We start from the raw sequence: 18,924 nt of genomic DNA, 5'->3' as shown, positions 1-18,924 counted from the left end.
GGGGGGCCCTTCGAGGCGCGGCTGGTGACACGCGCCCGCCTGCTCGGCCAGCGCGACGGCCTGCTGGCGGCGCGGCGCCGCTGGCGCCAGGGTGCGGTGCTGGCCGCCTGGCTGCTGGGCATCGTCGCGCTGTTCTGCGGCGCGGGCCTCGCCGCCGGGGCCCTGGGTGACGGCAGTCGCCCGGTCAATGTGTTCTGGGCGCTGGGCAGTCTGCTCGGGCTCAACCTGCTCAGCCTGCTGGTCTGGACCTTCGGCCTGATGGGCGGCGGCCGCCAGCTGGCCTCCCCGCTGGCGCGCCTCTGGCTGTGGCTCTCCGGCCGCCTGGCACGCGATGCCCGCGCCCTGCACCTGGGGCCCGCGCTGGTCGGGCTGCTCGGCCGCGCCCGTCTGCTGCCCTGGGCGCTGGGGGGGCTGGTGCACGGTCTCTGGCTGCTGATTCTCGGCAGCGCCCTGGCGACCCTGCTGGCGCTGCTCTCCGGGCGCAGCTATCTGTTCGTCTGGGAGACCACCCTGCTTGGCAGCGACACCTTCGTGCTGCTCACCCAGGTACTCGGCGCCCTGCCCCAGCTGCTGGGCTTTCCGCTGCCCGATCCGGCCAGCATCGCCGCCAGTGGCGATGCTGCCAGCCCCCTGGCCACGGCACGTCAGGCCTGGGCCGGCTGGCTGCTGGGCGTGGTGCTGGTCTATGGCCTGCTGCCACGGCTGCTGCTGACCCTGCTCTGCCTGTGGCGCTGGCGCCGCGGTCGCCAACGGCTGCGGCTGGACGTCGAGCGCCCGGGCTATCTGCAACTGCGCGAACGCCTGCTGCCCACCAGCGAACGCCTGGGCGTGAACGACGCCGCCCCCGCCCACCTGCCCCCGCAGGACGCCGGCGGCCTGGCCCGCACCGGCGACGAGGCATTGCTGGTGGGCATCGAACTCACCGATCATACCTGGCCGCCGCCGCTGCCCGAGGGCGTGCGCGATGCCGGCATCCTTGACGATGGCCAGGGCCGGCGTCATCTGCTCGAACAACTGACCCGCTATCCGGCGCGCCGCCTGCTGATCGCCTGCGATCCGCGCCGGTCGCCGGATCGCGGTACCCTGACCCTGCTGGCAGAATTGTCGCGCTGCGCCACGACGACCCGCGTCTGGCTGTTGCCCGCGCCCCTGGGCAGCAAGCTCGATCCGGTCCGCCTGGACAACTGGCGGCAGGCGCTGGACGCCCTGCGTCTGGCACACTGCGCCGGCGATCTCGAAGAACTGGCCTGGCTGGAGACGAATCCATGAGCGGCCCCCTGCGCCTGGCGCTGGTCGGTCACACCAATGTCGGCAAGACCTCACTGCTGCGCACCCTGACCCGCGACATCGACTTCGGCGAGGTCTCCCATCGTCCCAGCACCACCCGCCATGTCGAGGGTGCCCGGTTGTCGGTGGACGGCGAGGCCCTGCTGGAGCTCTACGATACCCCCGGCCTGGAAGACGCCATCGCCCTGCGCGACTACCTGGAGCAGCTGGAAAGACCCGGCGAGCGCCTGGACGCCGCCACCCTGCTCGATCGCTTTCTCGACAGCGTGGAAGCGCGCCAGAGATTCGAGCAGGAGGCCAAGGTGATTCGCCAGCTGCGCGCCTCCGATGCCGGGCTCTATGTGATCGACGCCCGCGAGCCGGTGCTGGCCAAGTACCGCGACGAGCTGGCGGTGCTGGCCGGTTGCGGACGGCCGCTGGTGCCGGTGCTCAACTTCGTCGCTGCCGACGGTCACCGCGCCGACGACTGGCGCGCCACCCTGGCCCGCCTCGGCCTGCACGCCCTGGTGCGCTTCGACAGCGTCGCCCCGCCGGCGGATGGCGAGGCACGTCTCTACGAAAGCCTGGCCACCCTGCTGGAAAGCGGCCGCCCGGCGCTGCAACGGCTGATCGCCGACCATGCCGAGCAGGCCCGCCGCCGCCATCAGCAAGGCGTGCGGCTGATCGCCGAACTCTTGGTGGACGCCGCCGCCGCCCGGCGCAGCGTGGCGCCTGGCGAAGCCGAGGTCAGCTCCGCGACCGCCGAGTTGCGCGACGCCCTGCGCACCCGCGAACAGCGCTGTGTGGAAGAACTCTTGCGGCTGTTCGGCTTTCGCCCCGGCGATGCCCATGCCAGCGCCCTGCCGCTGCTGGACGGCCGCTGGGGCGACGATCTGTTCAATCCGGAAACCCTGCGCCTGTTGGGCATCCGCCTGGGCGGCGGCGTGGCGGCCGGGGCGGCGGCCGGGGTCGGCCTCGACCTGCTCGCCGGTGGCCTGACCCTGGGCGCCGCCACGGTAATCGGCGCCCTGGCCGGTGGCCTGGCGCAGACTGGCGGCCACTATGGCCGGCGGCTATTCGGCAAGCTGCGCGGCGGACGGGAACTGTCCATCGACGACGCCGTGCTGCGCCTGCTGGCGCTGCGGCAGCGTCAGCTGCTGGCGGCGCTGGAAATCCGCGGCCACGCCGCCCAGGGTGCCATCGAAGTGGCCGCGCCTGACGAGCAGCGCTGGCGCGAAGGCAAGCTGCCCGCCGCCGTGCAGGTAGCCCGGGCCCACCCGGAATGGTCGGCGCTCAATCCGCGTCCGCGCCTGCAGGCCGACGACCGCCAGACCCGCATCGACGAGATCGCCGCGGCCCTCGACGCCGAGGCCTAGCGGCCTTCCACCTCGGCGAGAAAGATCGCCACGGTGGCCATGCAGGCTTCGCGTTCTTCCACGTGGGGCATGTGACTGGAATTCTCGAAGATGCGCCAGCGCACGTCCGGGATGAGTCGATCGAAGGGTTCCACGCAGGCCGGCGTGGCCTCGTCGTGACGCCCGGAGATCAGCAGCGTCGGCACCTGGATCCGCGCCAGCCGCTCGATCACGCTCCAGTCCCGGAGACTGCCGATCACATGGAATTCGGTGGGGCCGTTCATGGCGTGATAGACGGTGGGATCGGCGTCGATGGCGGCGAAGGTCCGCGCCACCTCGGCCGGCATGGGCTGCACCCGGCAGACATGGCGGTCATAGAAGACCTGGCTGGCGGCGCGATACTCCGGCGAGTCGGTGGTGCCGGCGGCCTCGTGGCGCTCCAGGGTGGCCTGCACCGCGGGCGGCAATTCGGCCCGCAACCCGGTCGCAGCCGCGCGCCAGAGCGCCATCGACGCGGGTGAATTGGCGATGATCAGCCCCCGCAGTCCTGCAGGCTGACGCACCCCGTGCTCGGCAGCCAGCATTCCGCCCCAGGATTGGCCAAGCAGCGCGTACTGGCCGATACCCAGGTGGCGCAGCAGGTTGTTCAGCTCGTCGAGAAACAGCTCCACCGTCCAGAACCCCGGATCGATGCCGCGCAGGTGGGTGGAACGGCCATTGCCCAGCTGGTCGTAATGCACCACCGGCCAACCATGCTCGGCCAGGTCCTTGAAGCTGTCGACATAGTCATGGGTGCAGCCGGGACCGCCATGGGCCACCACCAGCGGTAATCGCCCGCTGGCCAGCTCACCGGTGATTCGGTACCAGGTCTGGTGGCCTTGGAAATCGGCGTAGCCTTCTTGAACCTGCATGGATGCCTTCCTCGTCGCGATGGGAACGGGGTCAGGCTAGCGGACGGGCGGCAGGGGGATAACTGGGAAAAGTTGTAGGTTTGGAGGGTGGCTGATTCACGTAACTAGCGGATTCTCTGCGCTGGATGCCCCCTGTGCGCCGGATGCCTGCTCCACGCGAGACAGCACCCTCTCCCGCTTGCGGGAGAGGGGGCGTCTGGCGTAAAGGGTAGCTTTCCAGCACAGGATCGTGCCCCGCGTAGGGTGGATGACGGCGCAGCCTCATCCACCAACACGCCAATACCAGACGAGTCAGTGCGACTTGAGCCCCGCCGCCGTCAGCACCAGTCTCAGCACCCAGGCCACCACACCCAGGGCTACCAGGCTGCAGGCCCAGATGCCGGCCATCCAGGCGAGCCGCTGCCAGAGCGGCTTGTTATCGGCGGGATTGGGTTCGCGCGAGCGGCCGACCATCAGTGGTAGCCCTCCCCCGCGCGTACCTTGCCGCGGAACACGTAGTAGCCCCAGAAGGTGTACATCAGGGTGATGGGAATGATGAACAGGGTGCCGATGAGCAGGAACAGCTGGCTCTGCGGCGGCGACGAGGCCTCCCAGATGGAAACGCCCGGCGGGATGATGTTCGGCCAGAGGCTGATGCCCAGACCGCTGTAGCCGAGGAAGATCAGCGCCAGGGTCAGCAGGAAGGGCGCGTGGTGCGAGTCCTCGCGCAGGATGGCGCGCAGCAGGGCCAGGGTCACCACGCCGACCAGGATCGGCACCGGCAAGAACCAGACCAGATTGGGCATGCTGAACCAGCGGGCGGAGATGGCCGCCTGGCTCAGCGGGGTCCAGATGCTCACCACCGCGGTGAAGGCCAGCAGCAGGAACAGCAGCGGCTTGGTCAGGCGGCGCATGGTGGCCTGCAGCGGACCCTCGGTCTTCATGATCAGCCAGGTGCTGCCCAGCAGCGCATAGGCGGCGATGACGCCAAGGCCGCAGAACATCGAGAAGGGCGTCAGCCAGTCCAGCGGACCTCCGACATACTGCCGATTCTCCACCGGGAAGCCTTCGATGAAGGCACCCAGGGCCACGCCCTGGCAGAAGCTGGCCAGCAGCGAGCCGAAGATGAAGGACTTGTCCCACAGGGCTTCCTTGCCTTCCTGGACCTTGAAGCGGAATTCGAAGGCCACGCCGCGGAAGATCAGGCCGATCAGCATGAAGATCAGCGGCAGGTAGAGCGCCGGCAGGATCACCGCGTAGGCCAGCGGGAAGGCGCCATAGAGCCCCGCCCCGCCGAGCACCAGCCAGGTCTCGTTGCCGTCCCAGATGGGCGCCACGGTGTTCATCATGACGTCGCGATCTTCCTTGCCCTTGACGAAGGGGAAGAGGATGCCGATGCCCAGGTCGAAGCCGTCCATGACCACGTACATCATGAGGCCGAAGATGATGATGATCGCCCAGATCAGCGGGAGGTCGATGCCAGGGATGCCGTTCATGTGCGGTCTCCGGTCAGCTGGTCATTGGGATTGTCTTCTTCCAGGCCGCCATCGGCGCCGGACAGCGGACGCTTGGGATGACGATCGGTGCCCGGGCCGCCGGAGGTGGAGAGGTCGCCTTCGCCGGTGTGCGGACCCTTGCCGATCATCCGCAGCGCATAGAGGGTGCCGATGCCGAACACGGCGAAGTAGACCACCACGAAGGCCACCAGGGTGATGCTCAGCTGGGTGACGCTGTGGTTGGACACCCCGTCCTTGGTGCGCAGGAGGCCGTAGACGATCCACGGCTGGCGGCCCACCTCGGTGGTGAACCAGCCGGCCAGCAGGGCGATGAGGCCCACCGGCCCCATGCAGGTGACCAGGCGCAGGAAGCCACGGGTCTCGAACAGCGTGCCGCGCCAGCGCAGCCAGGCACTCCACAGGCCGGCGGCGATCATCAGCATGCCCAGGGCGACCATGATGCGGAACGACCAGAACACCACATAGGCCGGCGGCCGGTCTTCCTTGGGGAAGTCCTTGAGCGCCGGGATCGGCTCGGTGAGGCTGTGCTTGAGGATCAGGCTGCCGAGCACCGGGATCTCCAGTTTGAAGCGGGTTTCCTCGCGCTCCATGTCCGGCCAGCCGAACAGGATCAGCGGGGTCGCCTCGCCCGGGCGATTCTCCCAGTGGCCTTCCATCGCGGCGATCTTGGCCGGCTGGTGCTCCAGGGTGTTGAGGCCGTGGGCGTCGCCGACGAAGGCCTGGATCGGGGCTACCAGCAGGGCCATCCACATGGCCATGGAAAACATCTTGCGCACCGCCGGGTTGTCGTTGCCGCGCAGCAGGTGCCAGGCCGCCGAGGCGCCGACCAGGAAGGCCACCGACAGGTAGGCGGCGATGGTCATGTGTGCCCAGCGGAAGGGGAACGACGGGTTGAAGATCACCGCCAGCCAGTCCACCGGGACGATGCGGCCGTCGACGATCTCGAAGCCGGTCGGGGTATGCATCCAGCTGTTGGAGGCCAGGATCCAGAAGGTCGACATCAGGGTGCCGATGGCCACCATCACCGTCGAGAAGAAGTGCAGGCCGCGGCCCACGCGATTCCAGCCGAACAGCATGACGCCAAGGAAGCCGGCCTCGATGAAGAAGGCGGTGAGCACCTCGTAGGTCAGCAGCGGGCCGGTCACGGCGCCGGCATAGTCGGCGAAGCCGCTCCAGTTGGTGCCGAACTCGTAGGCCATCACCAGACCGGACACCACGCCCATGCCGAAGAAGATCGCGAAGATCTTCAGCCAGAAGTGATACAGATCCTTGTAGACGTGGTCGTCGGTCTTCAGCCACAGCCCTTCGAGCACGGCGAGAAAGCTCGCGGTACCGATGGACAGCGCCGGGAAGACGATGTGGAAGGACACGGTGAAGGCGAACTGGATCCGGGCAAGATCCAGGGCTTCGAGGCCGAACATAGCTATTCCTCTCAGGCACGCCGGCCGTCGAGAGCAGCCGGTCGAGTTGACGCTGACCGAGGTTCGAACCTCCGGCGTCGCCTGGGGTTCTGGCGGGACGCTAAAAGGCGCCACCGCGCTAGCCCAGAGGGCCAGGTCGGAAGCTGACGTGGATCAACGTCAGGCTTTAGAATAGTCCTCCTCGATACATTTGCTTACGTGGTTCGATGTCGCATCGGGCAGGCTGTCGCACCCCCACGGTTGTATGACGATTAGCCTCGGGGTGGCTTAAGATGCCGCCTCTGCCCTCGCGAGCCCCTGCCATGTCCGGCGATACCCTGCAGCTGCGTCACCACCGTCCCTTCGTCGCCTTCTGGTTCGCCCGCATCTGCACCGCCGGCAGCTTCCAGATGCTCACCGTCGCCATCGGCTGGCACCTCTATTCCCTCACCGGCAACGTGCTCGACCTCGGCCTGGTGGGGCTGGTGGAATTCCTGCCGCGGGTGCTGTTCATGCTGCACACCGGGCATGTCGCCGACCGCTACGACCGCCGCCGGGTCGCCGCCCTCTGCCAGGCCGGCCAGGGGCTGATCGCCCTGGTACTGCTGGTGGGCAGCCTCAACCAGGCGGTGACCCGCGAGCTGATCTTCATCCTGGCCTTCTGCCTGGGCACCGCCCGCGCCTTCGAGCAGCCGACTACCCAGGCGTTGCTGCCCAACATCGTGCCGCCTTCGATCTTTCCCCGCGCCATCGCCGCCGCGGCCTCGGCCATGCAGGGCGCCACCATCATCGCCCCCGCTCTGGGCGGGCTGCTCTATGCCCTGGGCGCCGCCTGGGTCTATGGCCCGGCGCTGGTGTTCTATGGCATCGCCATCCTGCTGGTCTCCAGCCTGCCGGCGCGGCAGACGCCCAGCCAGAAGGAAAAGCCGACCCTGGACAACCTGCTGGCCGGCATCCGCTTCATCAGGAGTCGCCCGGACGTGCTCGGCGCCATCTCCCTGGATCTGTTCGCCGTGCTGCTGGGCGGCGCTACCGCCCTGCTCCCGGTGTTCGCCGCCGACATCCTGCTCACCGGGCCCTGGGGCCTCGGCCTGCTGCGCTCGGCACCTGCGGTGGGCGCCTTGGGCATGTCCTTTCTGCTCGCCTACGTCAGCCTCAATCGCCACGTGGGCCGCATCATGTTCGGTTCGGTTGCGCTGTTCGGCGTGGCCACCATCGCCTTCGGGCTGTCCACCTCGCTGTGGTTCTCGCTGGCCACCCTGGTGGTGCTGGGCGCCGCCGACATGGTCAGCGTGGTGATCCGCAGTTCCTTCGTGCAGCTGGAAACCCCGGATGCCATGCGCGGCCGAGTCAGTGCGGTCAACGGCCTGTTCATCGGCGCCTCCAACCAGCTCGGCGAATTCGAGTCGGGGGTCACCGCGCACTTCTTCGGCACCGTGCCGGCGGTGGTGCTGGGCGGCGTCGGCACCCTGGTGATCACCGGGGTCTGGATGAAGCTGTTCCCGGGCCTGGCCAGGCGCGACCGGCTGACGGAGCCGCGCGGCGACGGTTGAATCCTGGCCAGTCGCGCTGGCACGGCCACTCATCCCCAGGCCACGACCGCTCGCCCCGGAAAAGGGTTATCGCGCAAACCTTTACTACAAAATGTGATCCATATCACATTCCGATAGATTTCTGAGGTTTCCATGCGTATCCCTCTTTCCATGGCCGCCCGCCTGGGCCTGGGCTTCGGCCTGATCCTGGTGCTGATGCTGCTGATCACCCTCGTCGGCGTCCAGCGGGTCGGCGTCATCGATGACACCCTGACCGCCGTCAGCCAGGGCGCCAGCGTCAAGCATCGCTACGCCATCAACTTCCGCGGCAGCGTGCACGACCGCGCCATCGCCATTCGCGATACGGTACTGATCCACGACACCGCGCCCCTGGCCAGCCGCCTGGCCGACATCGACCGGCTCAAGGCCTTCTATCGCCAGTCCGCCGAGCCCATGGATCAGTTGTTCGCGAGTCAGGGTGCCACCCCCGAGGAGCAGCGCCTGCTGGCGGCCATCAAGGACATCGAAGGCACCGCCCTGCCGCTGACCGAGCACCTGCTGCAACTGCGTCAGGCCGGTGATCTGGAAGGCGCCCGGGTATTCCTGCTGGAACGGGTCTCGCCGGCCTATGTCGAGTGGCTCAAGCGCATCAATGCGCTCATCGATCACGAGGAGGCCATCGCCAGCGGCCATCTGGCCGAGGTCCGCGGCATCGCCGGTGGCTTCCGCTGGCTGATGCTGGTGACCTGCGCCCTCGCCCTGCTGCTGAGCGTGACCGTCTCCATCCTGATCATCCGCCAGATGGGCGCGACCCTGGGCGGTGAGCCCCACGCCGTGGCCGCCGCCATCCGCCGGCTGGCCGAGGGCCGTCTGGACGAGCGCCCCGCCACCCGTCATCCGGACAGCGTGATGGGCACCCTGGGCAGCGCCACCGCGCACCTGGGCGAGACCATCGTCCAGGTCCGCCATACCGCCAGTTCGGTCGCCGCCGCTGCCGCCCAGTTGCAGGACACCGCCCAGACCAACCAGCGCCACACCGATGTGCAGTCCAACCAGGCCCAGCACATGGCTGCCGCCGTCACCGAGCTGGCCGCCACCATCGGCGAGGTCGCCGGCTACGCGGCCCAGGCCGCCCAGGCCACCGGCAATGCCAGTGCCCAGGTGGACACCGGCAACCGGCTGGTCGCCAGCTCCGGCCAGGCCATCGGTCAGCTGGTGCAGGCCCTGGAGCAGGCCAGCGTCACCGTGCAGCAGGTCTCCAGCGACAGCGCCAGCATCGAGAATATCGTCGCCGTCATCAACGGCATCGCCGAGCAGACCAACCTGCTGGCGCTGAATGCCGCCATCGAGGCCGCCCGCGCCGGAGAGCAGGGCCGCGGTTTCGCCGTGGTGGCCGATGAGGTCCGCAACCTGGCGACCCGTACCCAGGAATCGACCCGCGAGATCCGCGGCATGATCGCCACCTTGCAGGAAGGCGCCGGACGCGCCGCGGCGCAGATGGAAGAGAGTCGCGGCCAGGCCCACGAGACCGCCGAGCTGACCCAGCGCGCCGTCACGGCCCTGGCAGCCATCCAGGCGGACGTCGGCTCGGTGAACGCCATGAATGTGCAGATCGCCACCGCCGCGGCGCAACAGACCGCCGTGGCCGAAGAGGTCAACGAAAACATCAATCGCATCCACGCGGCCACCCTGGAAACCGCCAGTGGGTCGCAGCAGATCGCCGGGGCCAGTCGTCAGCTGGCGGAGCTGGCCGAAGACCTGGAACGCCGCATGAGTCTGTTCCGCACCACCCGTGCCTGAACATCCGGCAACGCTCGCGGGCTGAACCTAGACGCGAGCGCAACGGTCAGCAGTCAGACACCTTTTCCGCGCAGGAGTCTGGACATGCAGCTTTCCCTCAACGGCCAGGTCGCCCTGGTCACCGGTGGCAGTTCCGGGATCGGCGCCGCTGTCGCCGAGGCCCTGGGCAAGGCCGGTGCCGCCGTCGCCATCAACTACCATTCCCACGCCGAACCCGCCGAAGAGCTGGCCAGGCGCATCCAGGACGCCGGTGGCCGCGCCATTGCCGTGGCCGGTGACGTCGGCGACGAGGACGCGGTCAAGACCCTGTTCGAGCGCACCCTGGAAGCCTTCGGTCGCCTGGACATCCTGGTCGCCAACTCCGGTCTGCAAAAGGACGCGGCGGTGGCCGACATGTCGCTCAAGGACTGGAACACGGTGATCAACACCAACCTCACCGGCCAGTTTCTCTGCGCCCAGGCGGCGATCCGCCAGTTCCGCCAGCAGGGTCGCGACGAGAGCATCTCCCGGGCCCTGGGCAAGATCATCCACATGAGCTCGGTGCACGAGGTCATTCCCTGGGCCGGGCATGTCAACTACGCCGCCTCCAAGGGCGGGGTCAATCTGCTGATGCGCAGCCTGGCCCAGGAAGTCGCCGCCGAAGGCATCCGCGTCAACAGCATCGCCCCGGGCGCCATCGCCACCGCCATCAACGAAGAGGTGACCGGTGACGAGGCCAAGGCCCGTGAGCTGCTCAGGCTGATCCCCTACAAGCGTGTCGGTCATGTCGACGACGTGGGCAACGCGGCGGTCTTTCTCGCCAGTGATCTGGCCGACTACATCGTCGGCACCACCCTGTTCGTCGACGGCGGCATGTGCCTCTATCCGGGATTCGAAGACAATGGCTGATTCCACCTCCGTACAGAGCCGCCGCAGTATCGGCGCCCACGGTGTCATCGGCGACCTGCGCACCTGCGCCCTGGTCGCCACCGATGGCACCATCGACCACTTCTGCTGGCCGAATCTGGACAGCCCCTCGGTATTCGCCGCCCTGCTCGACTCGGAAAAGGCCGGTCACTTCAGCCTGGCGCCGGTCTGGGACGATGCCCGCGAGCAACAGCTCTATCTGCCGGATACCAATATCCTGCAGACCCGTTGGCTGTCGGCGGAAGGGGTCGCCGAGGTCACCGACCTGATGCCAGTGTGCAGCAGCGAGGATACCCAGCCGCGCATCGTCCGCCGCGTGCAGGTGGTGGCCGGCCGCTGCCGTTTCCGCCTGGTCTGCGCGCCGGCCCACGACTATGCCCGTGCCGAAACCCGCGCCCGCCTGGTGGACGGCGGCGCCCTGTTCGAGGCCGCTGGCCAGCCGACCCTGCGCCTGGCGTCGGGCGTCACCCTGCGGGTCGACGGCAACGCGGCCCTGGCCGAGTTCGAACTGGAACAGGGTGAGCAACTGGATTTCGTCTTCGGCTGCGCGCAGGACGACAAGGTCGTCGCCGGCCAGAGCGATCTCTGCTTCGAGGACACCCTGGCCTACTGGACCTCCTGGGCCGCCAAGAGTCACTACCAGGGTCGCTGGCGCGAGATGGTCACCCGCTCGGCCCTGGCGCTGAAGCTGCTGACCTCCTGCAAGCACGGCTCCATCGCCGCGGCCGCCACCTTCAGCCTGCCCGAGGCCCTGGGTGGCGAGCGCAACTGGGACTATCGCGCCTCCTGGATCCGCGACGCCTCCTTTACCGTCTACGCCTTCATGCGCCTGGGCTACACCCAGGAAGCCAAGGATTTCACCCACTGGGTCGGCCAGTGCGTGGAAAACAGTCACAACGCCCCGGAAAAGCTGCAGATCATGTATCGCCTGGACGGCGGCCTGGACCTGCCCGAGGAGACCCTCGACCACCTGGCGGGCTATGCCGACTCGAGTCCGGTGCGCATCGGCAACGAGGCCTACAAGCAGGTCCAGCTGGACATCTATGGCGAGCTGATGGACGCCATCTACCTGTCCAACAAGTACGGCGAGGCCATCTCCCACCGTGGCTGGAAGGACGTGGTGCGGATGATCGATCACGTCTGCGAGCACTGGAACCAGCCCGATGCCGGTATCTGGGAAATGCGCGGCGATCCCGAGCACTTCCTGCATTCGCGACTGATGTGCTGGGTGGCCATCGACCGCGCCATGCGGCTGTCGGTCAAGCGCTCGCTGCCGATGCCCTACGAGCGCTGGTACGCCGCGCGTGCCGCCATCCAGGAAGACATCTGGGATAACTTCTGGAACGCCGAACTGGGTCATTTCACTTCGACCCGCCACGGCAAGAGCCTGGACGCCGCCCTGCTGCTGATGCCGCTGGTGCGCTTCGTCAGCGCCACCGATCCCATGTGGCTGTCCACCCTCGACGCCATCAAGACCAACCTGGCCTACGACGGCATGATCCGCCGCTACAACCCGGTCGACACCCCGGCGGACAACCTCAAGGGTGAAGAAGGCGCCTTTGTCGCCTGCTCCTTCTGGTACGTCGAATGCCTGGCCCGCGCCGGTCGCGTCGACGAAGCCCACCTGGAGTTCGAAAAGCTGCTGGGCTACGCCAATCCCCTGGGTCTCTATGCCGAGGAACTGGACAAGCGCGGCTACCCCCTCGGCAACCTGCCGCAGGCCCTGTCGCACCTGGCGCTCATCAGCACCGCCTTCTTCCTTGATCGCAAGCTGAGCGGCAAGGATCCGCAATGGCAGCCCTAGGGCGAGCCGATGCGGCCATGGCGGTCCACGGATGCGTCCGCCCCTGCGGGTGCCAGCCCGATAGCGGATCGCGATCTAGCTGGAGCTGATAAAGCAAGAAACCCGCTCGGACAGCCCCCTCTCCCCCTGGGAGAGGGTTGGGGTGAGGGCACAGCGCGGTACCTAGCTACCGGTGGAAAAGGCTGCGCCGTTTTCCACGCTACGGTGCTGAGCGGCAAGGATCTGCAATGGCAGCCGTAGGGCGAACCGATGCGGCCATGGCGGTCCACAGATGCGGCCGCCCCTGCGGTTCCCCGTCCGATAGCGGATCGCGATCTAGCTGGAGCTGATAAAGCAAGAAACCCGCTCGGACAGCCCCCTCTCCCCCTGGGAGAGGGTTGGGGTGAGGGCACAGCGCGGTACATAGCTACCTGTGGAAAAGGCTGCGCCGTTTTCCACGCTACGGTACTACCAGTGATGAGACGCGCCCGTGAGCGTGACGTTAGATTACGGACTTGCCGGAAGGAATGGAGTCGAGCCCCGCTCGGACAGCCCCCTCTCCCCTTGGGAGAGGGTTGGGGTGAGGGCACAGCGTGGTACGTAGCTACTTGTGGAAAAGGCTGCGCTGTTTTCCACGCTACGGTGCTACCGGTGATGAGACGCGCCCGTGAGCGTGACGTTAGATTACGGACTTGCCGGAAGGAATGGAGTCGAGCCCCGCTCGGACAGCCCCCTCTCCCCCTGGGAGAGGGTTGGGGTGAGGGACAGCAGCCGCAAGGTCACCATTGAGTCATTCAGGGTTTACACCGAGCAGTCTGCATAGCTGCAATCGCGGCCATGGGCCGCTCCTGCAGGTCAGCTTTGATCGGTGATGGCGACGCCGCCGAGAAGCCAGCCCCTCACGCCACCCGACTCTGCCCCAGCATCTCGTTGACGCAATTGGCCATGTCGTCGATATGCCAGGGCTTGGGCATGAAGCGGGTGCGGCCGGCGCCACGGGGGACGGTCAGGCGATCGCCGGAGGTGAGGATCACCGGGATGTGCGGCCAGCGTTGAGCGACCAGTTGGGCCAGGGCCTCACCATCCAGGCGTCCCGGCATGCGCACGTCGGTGAAGAGCACGTCGATGCGGGCACCGTTCTGTTCCAGATAGCTCAGCGCCGCATCGGCGGTCGACATGGCCACCACCTGGAGGTCCACCAGCGACTCCAGGGCCTCGGTGGCCAATTCCCGCAGCAAGGGTTCGTCCTCTACCAGAAGCAGTAGTGGACGATAGGAGCCGAAGGGAGAAGATACCTGAGTCATACCCAACAGACTTTGCCAAGAGGTCACGGTTCTGACCATTCGGCCCTGGCTCGACCAAAGTCGACCACCGGCATAAGCAAGCCCTCTAAGCGGCAACTTTCAACGCCTCGCTGACTCGAAGCGTTCACCTTGGGGACCTCCTGTGGTATTCTTTTTTAATCGAACGATCAATTAAAAAAGCATTCTCCCTTTGGCAGTCTGCAAGGAGTCCTCATGAGTGCAACGCCCTCATCCGGCACCGTAAAGCTGAATCCTCCCGCCTTCTATTGTGCGGCCGCAGTGATCCTGCTGTTTTCCCTGGTGGTCATCGGCCGTCCCGAGCAGGCCGGCGCCTGGCTGCTGCAGGCCCAGACCTGGGCCGCCAATACGGTCGGCTGGTACTACCTGCTAGCCATGTCGCTCTATCTGGTGTTCGTGGTGGTCACCGCGCTGTCCGGCTACGGCAAGATCAAGCTCGGTGCCGACCACGACCAACCCGAGTTCAGCTATCTGTCCTGGGCCGGCATGCTGTTCGCCGCGGGCATCAGCATCACCCTGTTCTTCTTTTGCGTATCCGAACCCCTGACCCACTTCGCCCAGCCCCCGGCCGGTGAAGGCGGCAATCCGGCAGCCGCGCGCCAGGCCATGCAGATTCTCTTCCTGCACTGGGGCCTGCACGGCTGGGGCGTGTTCGCCCTGGTGGCCATGGCCCTGGCCTACTTCGCCTATCGCCACAACCTGCCGCTGGCCCTGCGTTCGGCGCTCTATCCGCTGATCGGCAAGCGCATCAACGGGCCCATCGGCCACGCCGTGGACGCCTTCGGCATCATCGCCACCATCTTCGGCCTCGGCGCCGACCTGGGCTTCGGGGTGCTGCACCTCAATGCCGGCCTCGACTACCTGTTCGGCATCAGCCACAGCCACTGGGTGCAGCTGATCCTCATCGTACTGATGATGGGCGCGGCCATCGCCGTGGCCGTGTCCGGCGTCGACAAGGGCGTGCGCATCATGTCCGACATCAACATGGTGCTGGCCGTCGCCCTGCTGCTGTTCGTGCTGTTCGCCGGTCCGACCCAGCACCTGCTCAACACCCTAATCCAGAACATCGGCGACTATCTCTCGGCCTTGCCGGGCAAGAGCTTCGATCTCTATGCCTATGACGAGCCGTCCGACTGGCTGGGTGGCTGGACGGTGTTCTACTGGGCCTGGTGGATCGCCTGGGCGCCCTTCGTCGGGCTGTTCATCGCGCGCATCTCGCGCGGTCGCACCATCCGCGAATTCGTCTTCGGCGTGCTGTTCATCCCGCTGGGCTTCACCCTGGCCTGGCTGTCGATCTTCGGCAACAGCGCCCTGGAGCTGGTCCTCGGCCAGGGCATGACCGGCCTGGCGCAGACCGCTCTCACCGATCCGGCCATGGTCTTCTATCAGGTGCTGGAAACCTATCCGGCCAGCCGCGTGGTGATCAGCGTCGCCGTGCTGGTGAGCTTCGTCTTCTTCGTCACCTCGGCCGATTCCGGCACCGTGGTGCTCTCGACCCTGTCGTCCACCGGCGGCGAGGCCGATGAAGACGGTCCCAAGTGGTTGCGGGTGTTCTGGGGCGCGGCCGTGGCCCTGGTCACGGGCGGCCTGCTGTTCGCCGGCAGCATGGATGCGCTGAAATCAGCGGTGGTGCTGACCTCGCTCCCCTTCTCGGTGGTGGTGCTGCTGATGATGTGGGGCCTGCACAAGGCGCTGCACCTGGAATCCCAGCGCCAGCGGGCGCGGCTGCACTCGCTGGCGCCGGTGGCGACCAATGGCAAGGCCCGCCATGGCGGCTGGCGCCAGCGGCTGTCCCAGGCGGTGTACTTCCCTTCGCGGGACGAGGTCTATCGCTTCATGGACAGTACCGTGCGGCCAGCCATGGAAGAGATGGTCGAGGTCTCGCGGGAGAAAGGGTTGGTGGTGGAGACCCAATTCGACGCCACCAACGCCAACCTGCAACTCATCATCGGCCATGGCGAAGAGCACCCCTTCATCTACCAGGTGATCATGCAGGGCTACTTCACGCCCTCCTTTGCCCGCGCCGGCATCGGCGGCCTGCACCTGAAGAATCGGCGCTACTACCGCGCCGAGGTGCACCTCACCGAAGGCAGCCAGGACTATGACCTGGTGGGCTACAACCGCGAGCAGATCCTCAACGACATGCTCGACCAGTACGAACGCCATCTGCAGTTCCTGCACCTGGTGCGCTAGCCAACGGTTTTTTCAGTGACTGAAAGGCCATTGAAAGCGACAAAGGTCGTATAATCGTCTCCAGGGTCGACCCCGTGTCGGCCCCGGGGTCGGTACGCTGCGCCGGTCCCCCGCCGTCCGGAGACCGCCTTGCCCACCCCGCCTGCCCCCTCGCCCTATCCTCCACTGCTGCAATGGCTGGCCCTGATCCTCTGCTCCGCCCTGGTCGGCGGCGGACTCAGCTGGCTGCAAGTACCCGCGGCGCTCTTTCTCGGCCCCATGCTGGTGGCCATCGGCTTTGGCGTCTGCGGTGCCTCCATCCGCCTGCCACGACGGCTGTTCCAGACCGGCCAGGGCGTGGTGGGCTGCCTGATCGCCCATGCCATGACCGCCGCGGTGCTGCTCACGGTCGCCGAACACTGGCCGGTGATGCTGCTGGCCACCGCCCTGACCGTACTGCTCAGCCTGCTCACCGGCGCCCTGCTGGTGCGCTTCGGTGGTCTGCCCGGCAGTACCGCTGCCTGGGGCACCACGCCTGGCGCCGCGGCCGCCATGGTGGCCATGGCCGAGGAATACGGTGCCGACCCCCGCATCGTCGCCACCATGCAATATGTCCGGGTGGTCTGCGTGGTGCTGATCAGTGCCCTGGTCGGCCGGTTGCTGGGCGCCGAAGGCAGCGGCACCGGGCACCAGGCGACGGTGGTCAGCCTGGACGGCCACTTCGCCTTCAACCTGGCGCTGACCCTGGCGGTGGCCCTCGCCGGCAGCTGGCTGGGCGGCCGGCTGTTTCCTGCCGGTGCCCTGCTGCTGCCGATCGCCCTGGGCACCCTGCTGCAACTCAACGGCTGGCTGGACATCACCCTGCCCCATCTGCTGCTCGCGGCGGCCTATGGCGCCATGGGCTGCTATGTCGGCCTGAGATTCGACCGGGCCACGGTCGCCTATGTCTGGCGCGCCCTGCCCAAGATGATCTTCGCCTCACTGCTGCTGATCGCGCTCTGTGCCTTCTCGGCCCTGCTGATGGCGAAGCTGATGCACGTGGACTTTCTTACCGCCTACCTGGCGACCAGTCCGGGCGGACTGGATTCCATGGCCATCATCGCGGTGGATGCCCATGCCGATGTCGGCCTGGTGCTGGCCATGCAGGCGTTGCGCCTGATCGGGGTGGTGCTGACCGGGCCGTTGCTGGCCCGGCAACTGGTCAAGCTGGCCCCCAGCTAGCACGAGCTGAGGGCGCGGCCATCAGGCCGAGCGACGACGCTCGACCTGGGCGGTGATGTTGTAGCCCTCGGCGGCATGGCCGCGCACTACTACCCGGGCGTCCGGATAGAACCCCTTGAGGCGCTGTTCGAAGAGAAAGTAGATTTCCGCGCCGACCCGGATCTCCGCAGGATCGGTCAGGGTCAGGGAAAAGTTGCGCACGGGATCGGCGGCATGCTGCGGCTCGTTCTCCTCGATGCGCTGCATGGCGTCTGCGACGATCTGTTCGGCGATCTGCGACATCTTTGACCTCCCGGTCGGGCAGTTGGCTGGGCGCCATCCCAAGGACAGCTATATCGCTAGTGACCACGGCTGTGGCGCGAGGATTCGTACGCTCTGCAAGATTCCGACGAAACTGTAGACTTGTCTGACTTTTATCCCCGTGTAGTGGCCTGAATCGCCCGGCGCGCGGTCTCCTGCACACCGAGGACGAGGAAGCTTTCCCGCCATGGTCGACGCCGACGATACCCCCCTCCCGCCGCGCAACCCGGCCACCCAGCGCCGGGCACTGTGGCTGCTGGTCTGTGCCGTCGCGGTGATCCTGGCACTGGAGTCCTGGCAGGTATGGCGCAACTACCAGAACGCCTTCGCCAGCGCGCGCAGCGACGTCGGCAACATCGCCCTGGCGGCGGCGCAGCATGCCGACGACGCCATCAAGGAAGCGGATTCGCTGCTGGTCAGCATCCGCGACCGCCTGGAGGATCAACCCCTCGATCACCTGGACCGCCCCCGGGTGCATCGCCTGCTGGCGCGCCAGGCCGCCCTCCTGCCGCAACTGCACGGGCTGTTCATCTACGGTCGCGATGGCGAATGGCGGGTGACCGACAAGAGCAGCGAGCCGCCCCGGGCCAACAATGCCGATCGCGAGTATTTCCAGTTTCACCGCCAGCACGCCGCCGACGTACTGCACGTCGGCACGGTGATCGAGAGTCGCAGCACCCACGAGTTGATCATCCCGGTATCACGCCGGCTGGAAGACCGCGACGGTCGCTTCGCCGGTGTCCTGCTGGCCACCATCCGCCTGCAGTACTTCGTCGACTACTACGAGCGCTTCAAACTGGACGCCCGCGGCGCCATCACCCTGGCGCAGGACGATGGCACCCTGATGGTCCGCCGGCCCTATGTACCCGAGCACGTCGGCACCCCGCTGGCCAGCAGCACGCTGTTTCGCCAGTACGTGACCCAGGCCCCCAGCGGTACCGCCCTAGTGCGCGCCATGCTCGACGGCCGTGAACGCCTCTATGCCTTCCAGCATCTGGAAGGCTATCCGCTGGTGGCGCTGGCCGGTATCTCCCGGAGCGACATCCTCGCCAGCTGGCGCCAGGACATGCTGAGATCGGTGACGGTGGTGGGCCTCATCATCGTCGGCATGCTGGTTTTCGGCTTCAGCCTGCTGCGCGAGATCCGCGCCGGCGAACGCAGCGCCGTGGCCCTGCGCCAGGCCCATGACGAGTTGCACCTGCTGACGCTAAAGGACAGCCTGACCGGGCTGGGCAATCGTCGGCAGTTCGACAACCTGCTGCCAGTGGAGCTGGCCCGGGCGCAACGCAACGCCCAGTCGCTCAGCCTGCTGATGATCGACATCGATCACTTCAAGGCCTACAACGACCACTACGGCCACCCCGCGGGCGATCGCTGTCTGCAGGCAGTGGCCGGCGTGGTGGCCTCGGCGGGGGGGGGGGCCCGCGCGGCCGGGGGGCGGGCCGGGCGGGGGGGGGGGG

The 18,924-nt window shown here is 67.2% G+C and carries 15 protein-coding genes; 9 read left to right on the top strand and 6 right to left on the bottom strand.

The window, feature by feature from the left end; translation table 11 throughout:
- Positions 1-1,269 (top strand): DUF2868 domain-containing protein (locus tag QMX82_RS22915; protein WP_282287861.1); only part of this gene is annotated, 1,269 nt, incomplete at its 5' end.
- Positions 1,266-2,642, top strand: coding sequence for a GTPase/DUF3482 domain-containing protein (locus QMX82_RS22910; protein ID WP_282287859.1), 1,377 nt, complete (start codon positions 1,266-1,268; stop codon positions 2,640-2,642). The genes QMX82_RS22915 and QMX82_RS22910, both read left to right, overlap by 4 nt.
- On the opposite strand, the gene QMX82_RS22905 is transcribed toward QMX82_RS22910, so the two are convergent.
- From QMX82_RS22905 to QMX82_RS22890, 4 genes are all read right to left on the bottom strand, one after another.
- Positions 2,639-3,532 (bottom strand): proline iminopeptidase-family hydrolase, encoded by an 894-nt coding sequence (locus QMX82_RS22905; RefSeq protein ID WP_282287858.1) that lies wholly within the window; start codon positions 3,530-3,532, stop codon positions 2,639-2,641. The genes QMX82_RS22910 and QMX82_RS22905 overlap by 4 nt on opposite strands.
- A 291-nt stretch (positions 3,533-3,823) precedes the next feature.
- Positions 3,824-3,985 (bottom strand): DUF2474 domain-containing protein, encoded by a 162-nt coding sequence (locus tag QMX82_RS22900; protein WP_017640936.1) that lies wholly within the window; start codon positions 3,983-3,985, stop codon positions 3,824-3,826.
- Complete coding sequence (gene cydB / locus QMX82_RS22895) at positions 3,985-5,007, bottom strand: cytochrome d ubiquinol oxidase subunit II (RefSeq protein ID WP_133862893.1); 1,023 nt, start codon at positions 5,005-5,007, stop codon at positions 3,985-3,987. The genes QMX82_RS22900 and cydB overlap by 1 nt, the downstream gene beginning before the upstream one ends.
- Positions 5,004-6,449, bottom strand: coding sequence for a cytochrome ubiquinol oxidase subunit I (locus QMX82_RS22890; RefSeq protein ID WP_208694218.1), 1,446 nt, complete (start codon positions 6,447-6,449; stop codon positions 5,004-5,006). Before QMX82_RS22890 ends, cydB begins: the two co-directional genes overlap by 4 nt.
- Before the next feature lie 302 nt (positions 6,450-6,751).
- On the opposite strand from QMX82_RS22890, the gene QMX82_RS22885 reads away from it, so the two are divergent.
- The 4 genes from QMX82_RS22885 (at position 6,752) to QMX82_RS22870 (ending at position 12,470) form a co-directional block, all read left to right on the top strand.
- Positions 6,752-7,981: an MFS transporter gene (locus QMX82_RS22885; protein ID WP_282287845.1), complete on the top strand. Its 1,230-nt coding sequence runs from the start codon at positions 6,752-6,754 to the stop codon at positions 7,979-7,981.
- 150 nt (positions 7,982-8,131) lie between these two features.
- Positions 8,132-9,760: a methyl-accepting chemotaxis protein gene (locus tag QMX82_RS22880; RefSeq protein ID WP_442969411.1), complete on the top strand. Its 1,629-nt coding sequence runs from the start codon at positions 8,132-8,134 to the stop codon at positions 9,758-9,760.
- An 84-nt stretch (positions 9,761-9,844) separates the two neighbouring features.
- On the top strand, positions 9,845-10,648 hold the full coding sequence (locus QMX82_RS22875) for an SDR family oxidoreductase (protein ID WP_208694216.1): 804 nt from the start codon (positions 9,845-9,847) through the stop codon (positions 10,646-10,648).
- Positions 10,641-12,470 (top strand): glycoside hydrolase family 15 protein, encoded by a 1,830-nt coding sequence (locus tag QMX82_RS22870; RefSeq protein WP_208694215.1) that lies wholly within the window; start codon positions 10,641-10,643, stop codon positions 12,468-12,470. Before QMX82_RS22875 ends, QMX82_RS22870 begins: the two co-directional genes overlap by 8 nt.
- Before the next feature lie 878 nt (positions 12,471-13,348).
- Here QMX82_RS22870 and QMX82_RS22865 read toward each other — a convergent pair.
- Positions 13,349-13,753, bottom strand: a complete 405-nt coding sequence (locus QMX82_RS22865; protein WP_282287838.1) for a response regulator — start codon at positions 13,751-13,753, stop codon at positions 13,349-13,351.
- 246 nt (positions 13,754-13,999) lie between these two features.
- Here QMX82_RS22865 and betT point away from each other — a divergent pair, with 246 nt between their 5' ends.
- Both betT and QMX82_RS22855 read left to right on the top strand, forming a co-directional pair.
- Positions 14,000-15,964, top strand: a complete 1,965-nt coding sequence (betT, locus tag QMX82_RS22860; RefSeq protein ID WP_187981318.1) for a choline BCCT transporter BetT — start codon at positions 14,000-14,002, stop codon at positions 15,962-15,964.
- 129 nt (positions 15,965-16,093) lie between these two features.
- Positions 16,094-17,164, top strand: coding sequence for an AbrB family transcriptional regulator (locus QMX82_RS22855; RefSeq protein ID WP_282287836.1), 1,071 nt, complete (start codon positions 16,094-16,096; stop codon positions 17,162-17,164).
- A 21-nt stretch (positions 17,165-17,185) separates the two neighbouring features.
- Here QMX82_RS22855 and QMX82_RS22850 read toward each other — a convergent pair whose 3' ends face one another.
- Positions 17,186-17,446 carry a hypothetical protein gene (locus QMX82_RS22850; RefSeq protein ID WP_158896420.1) on the bottom strand — a complete coding sequence of 87 codons (261 nt, stop codon included), beginning with the start codon at positions 17,444-17,446 and terminating at the stop codon, positions 17,186-17,188.
- A 205-nt stretch (positions 17,447-17,651) separates the two neighbouring features.
- Here QMX82_RS22850 and QMX82_RS22845 point away from each other — a divergent pair.
- The coding region (locus QMX82_RS22845) for a sensor domain-containing diguanylate cyclase (protein WP_282287834.1) at positions 17,652-18,924 on the top strand (1,273 nt) is incomplete at its 3' end.

It is taken from the genome of Pseudomonas sp. PS02302 (assembly GCF_029959585.1).
GTDB lineage: Bacteria > Pseudomonadota > Gammaproteobacteria > Pseudomonadales > Pseudomonadaceae > Chryseomonas > Chryseomonas aestiva.
This window is presented reverse-complemented; position numbering and strand designations above follow the sequence as displayed.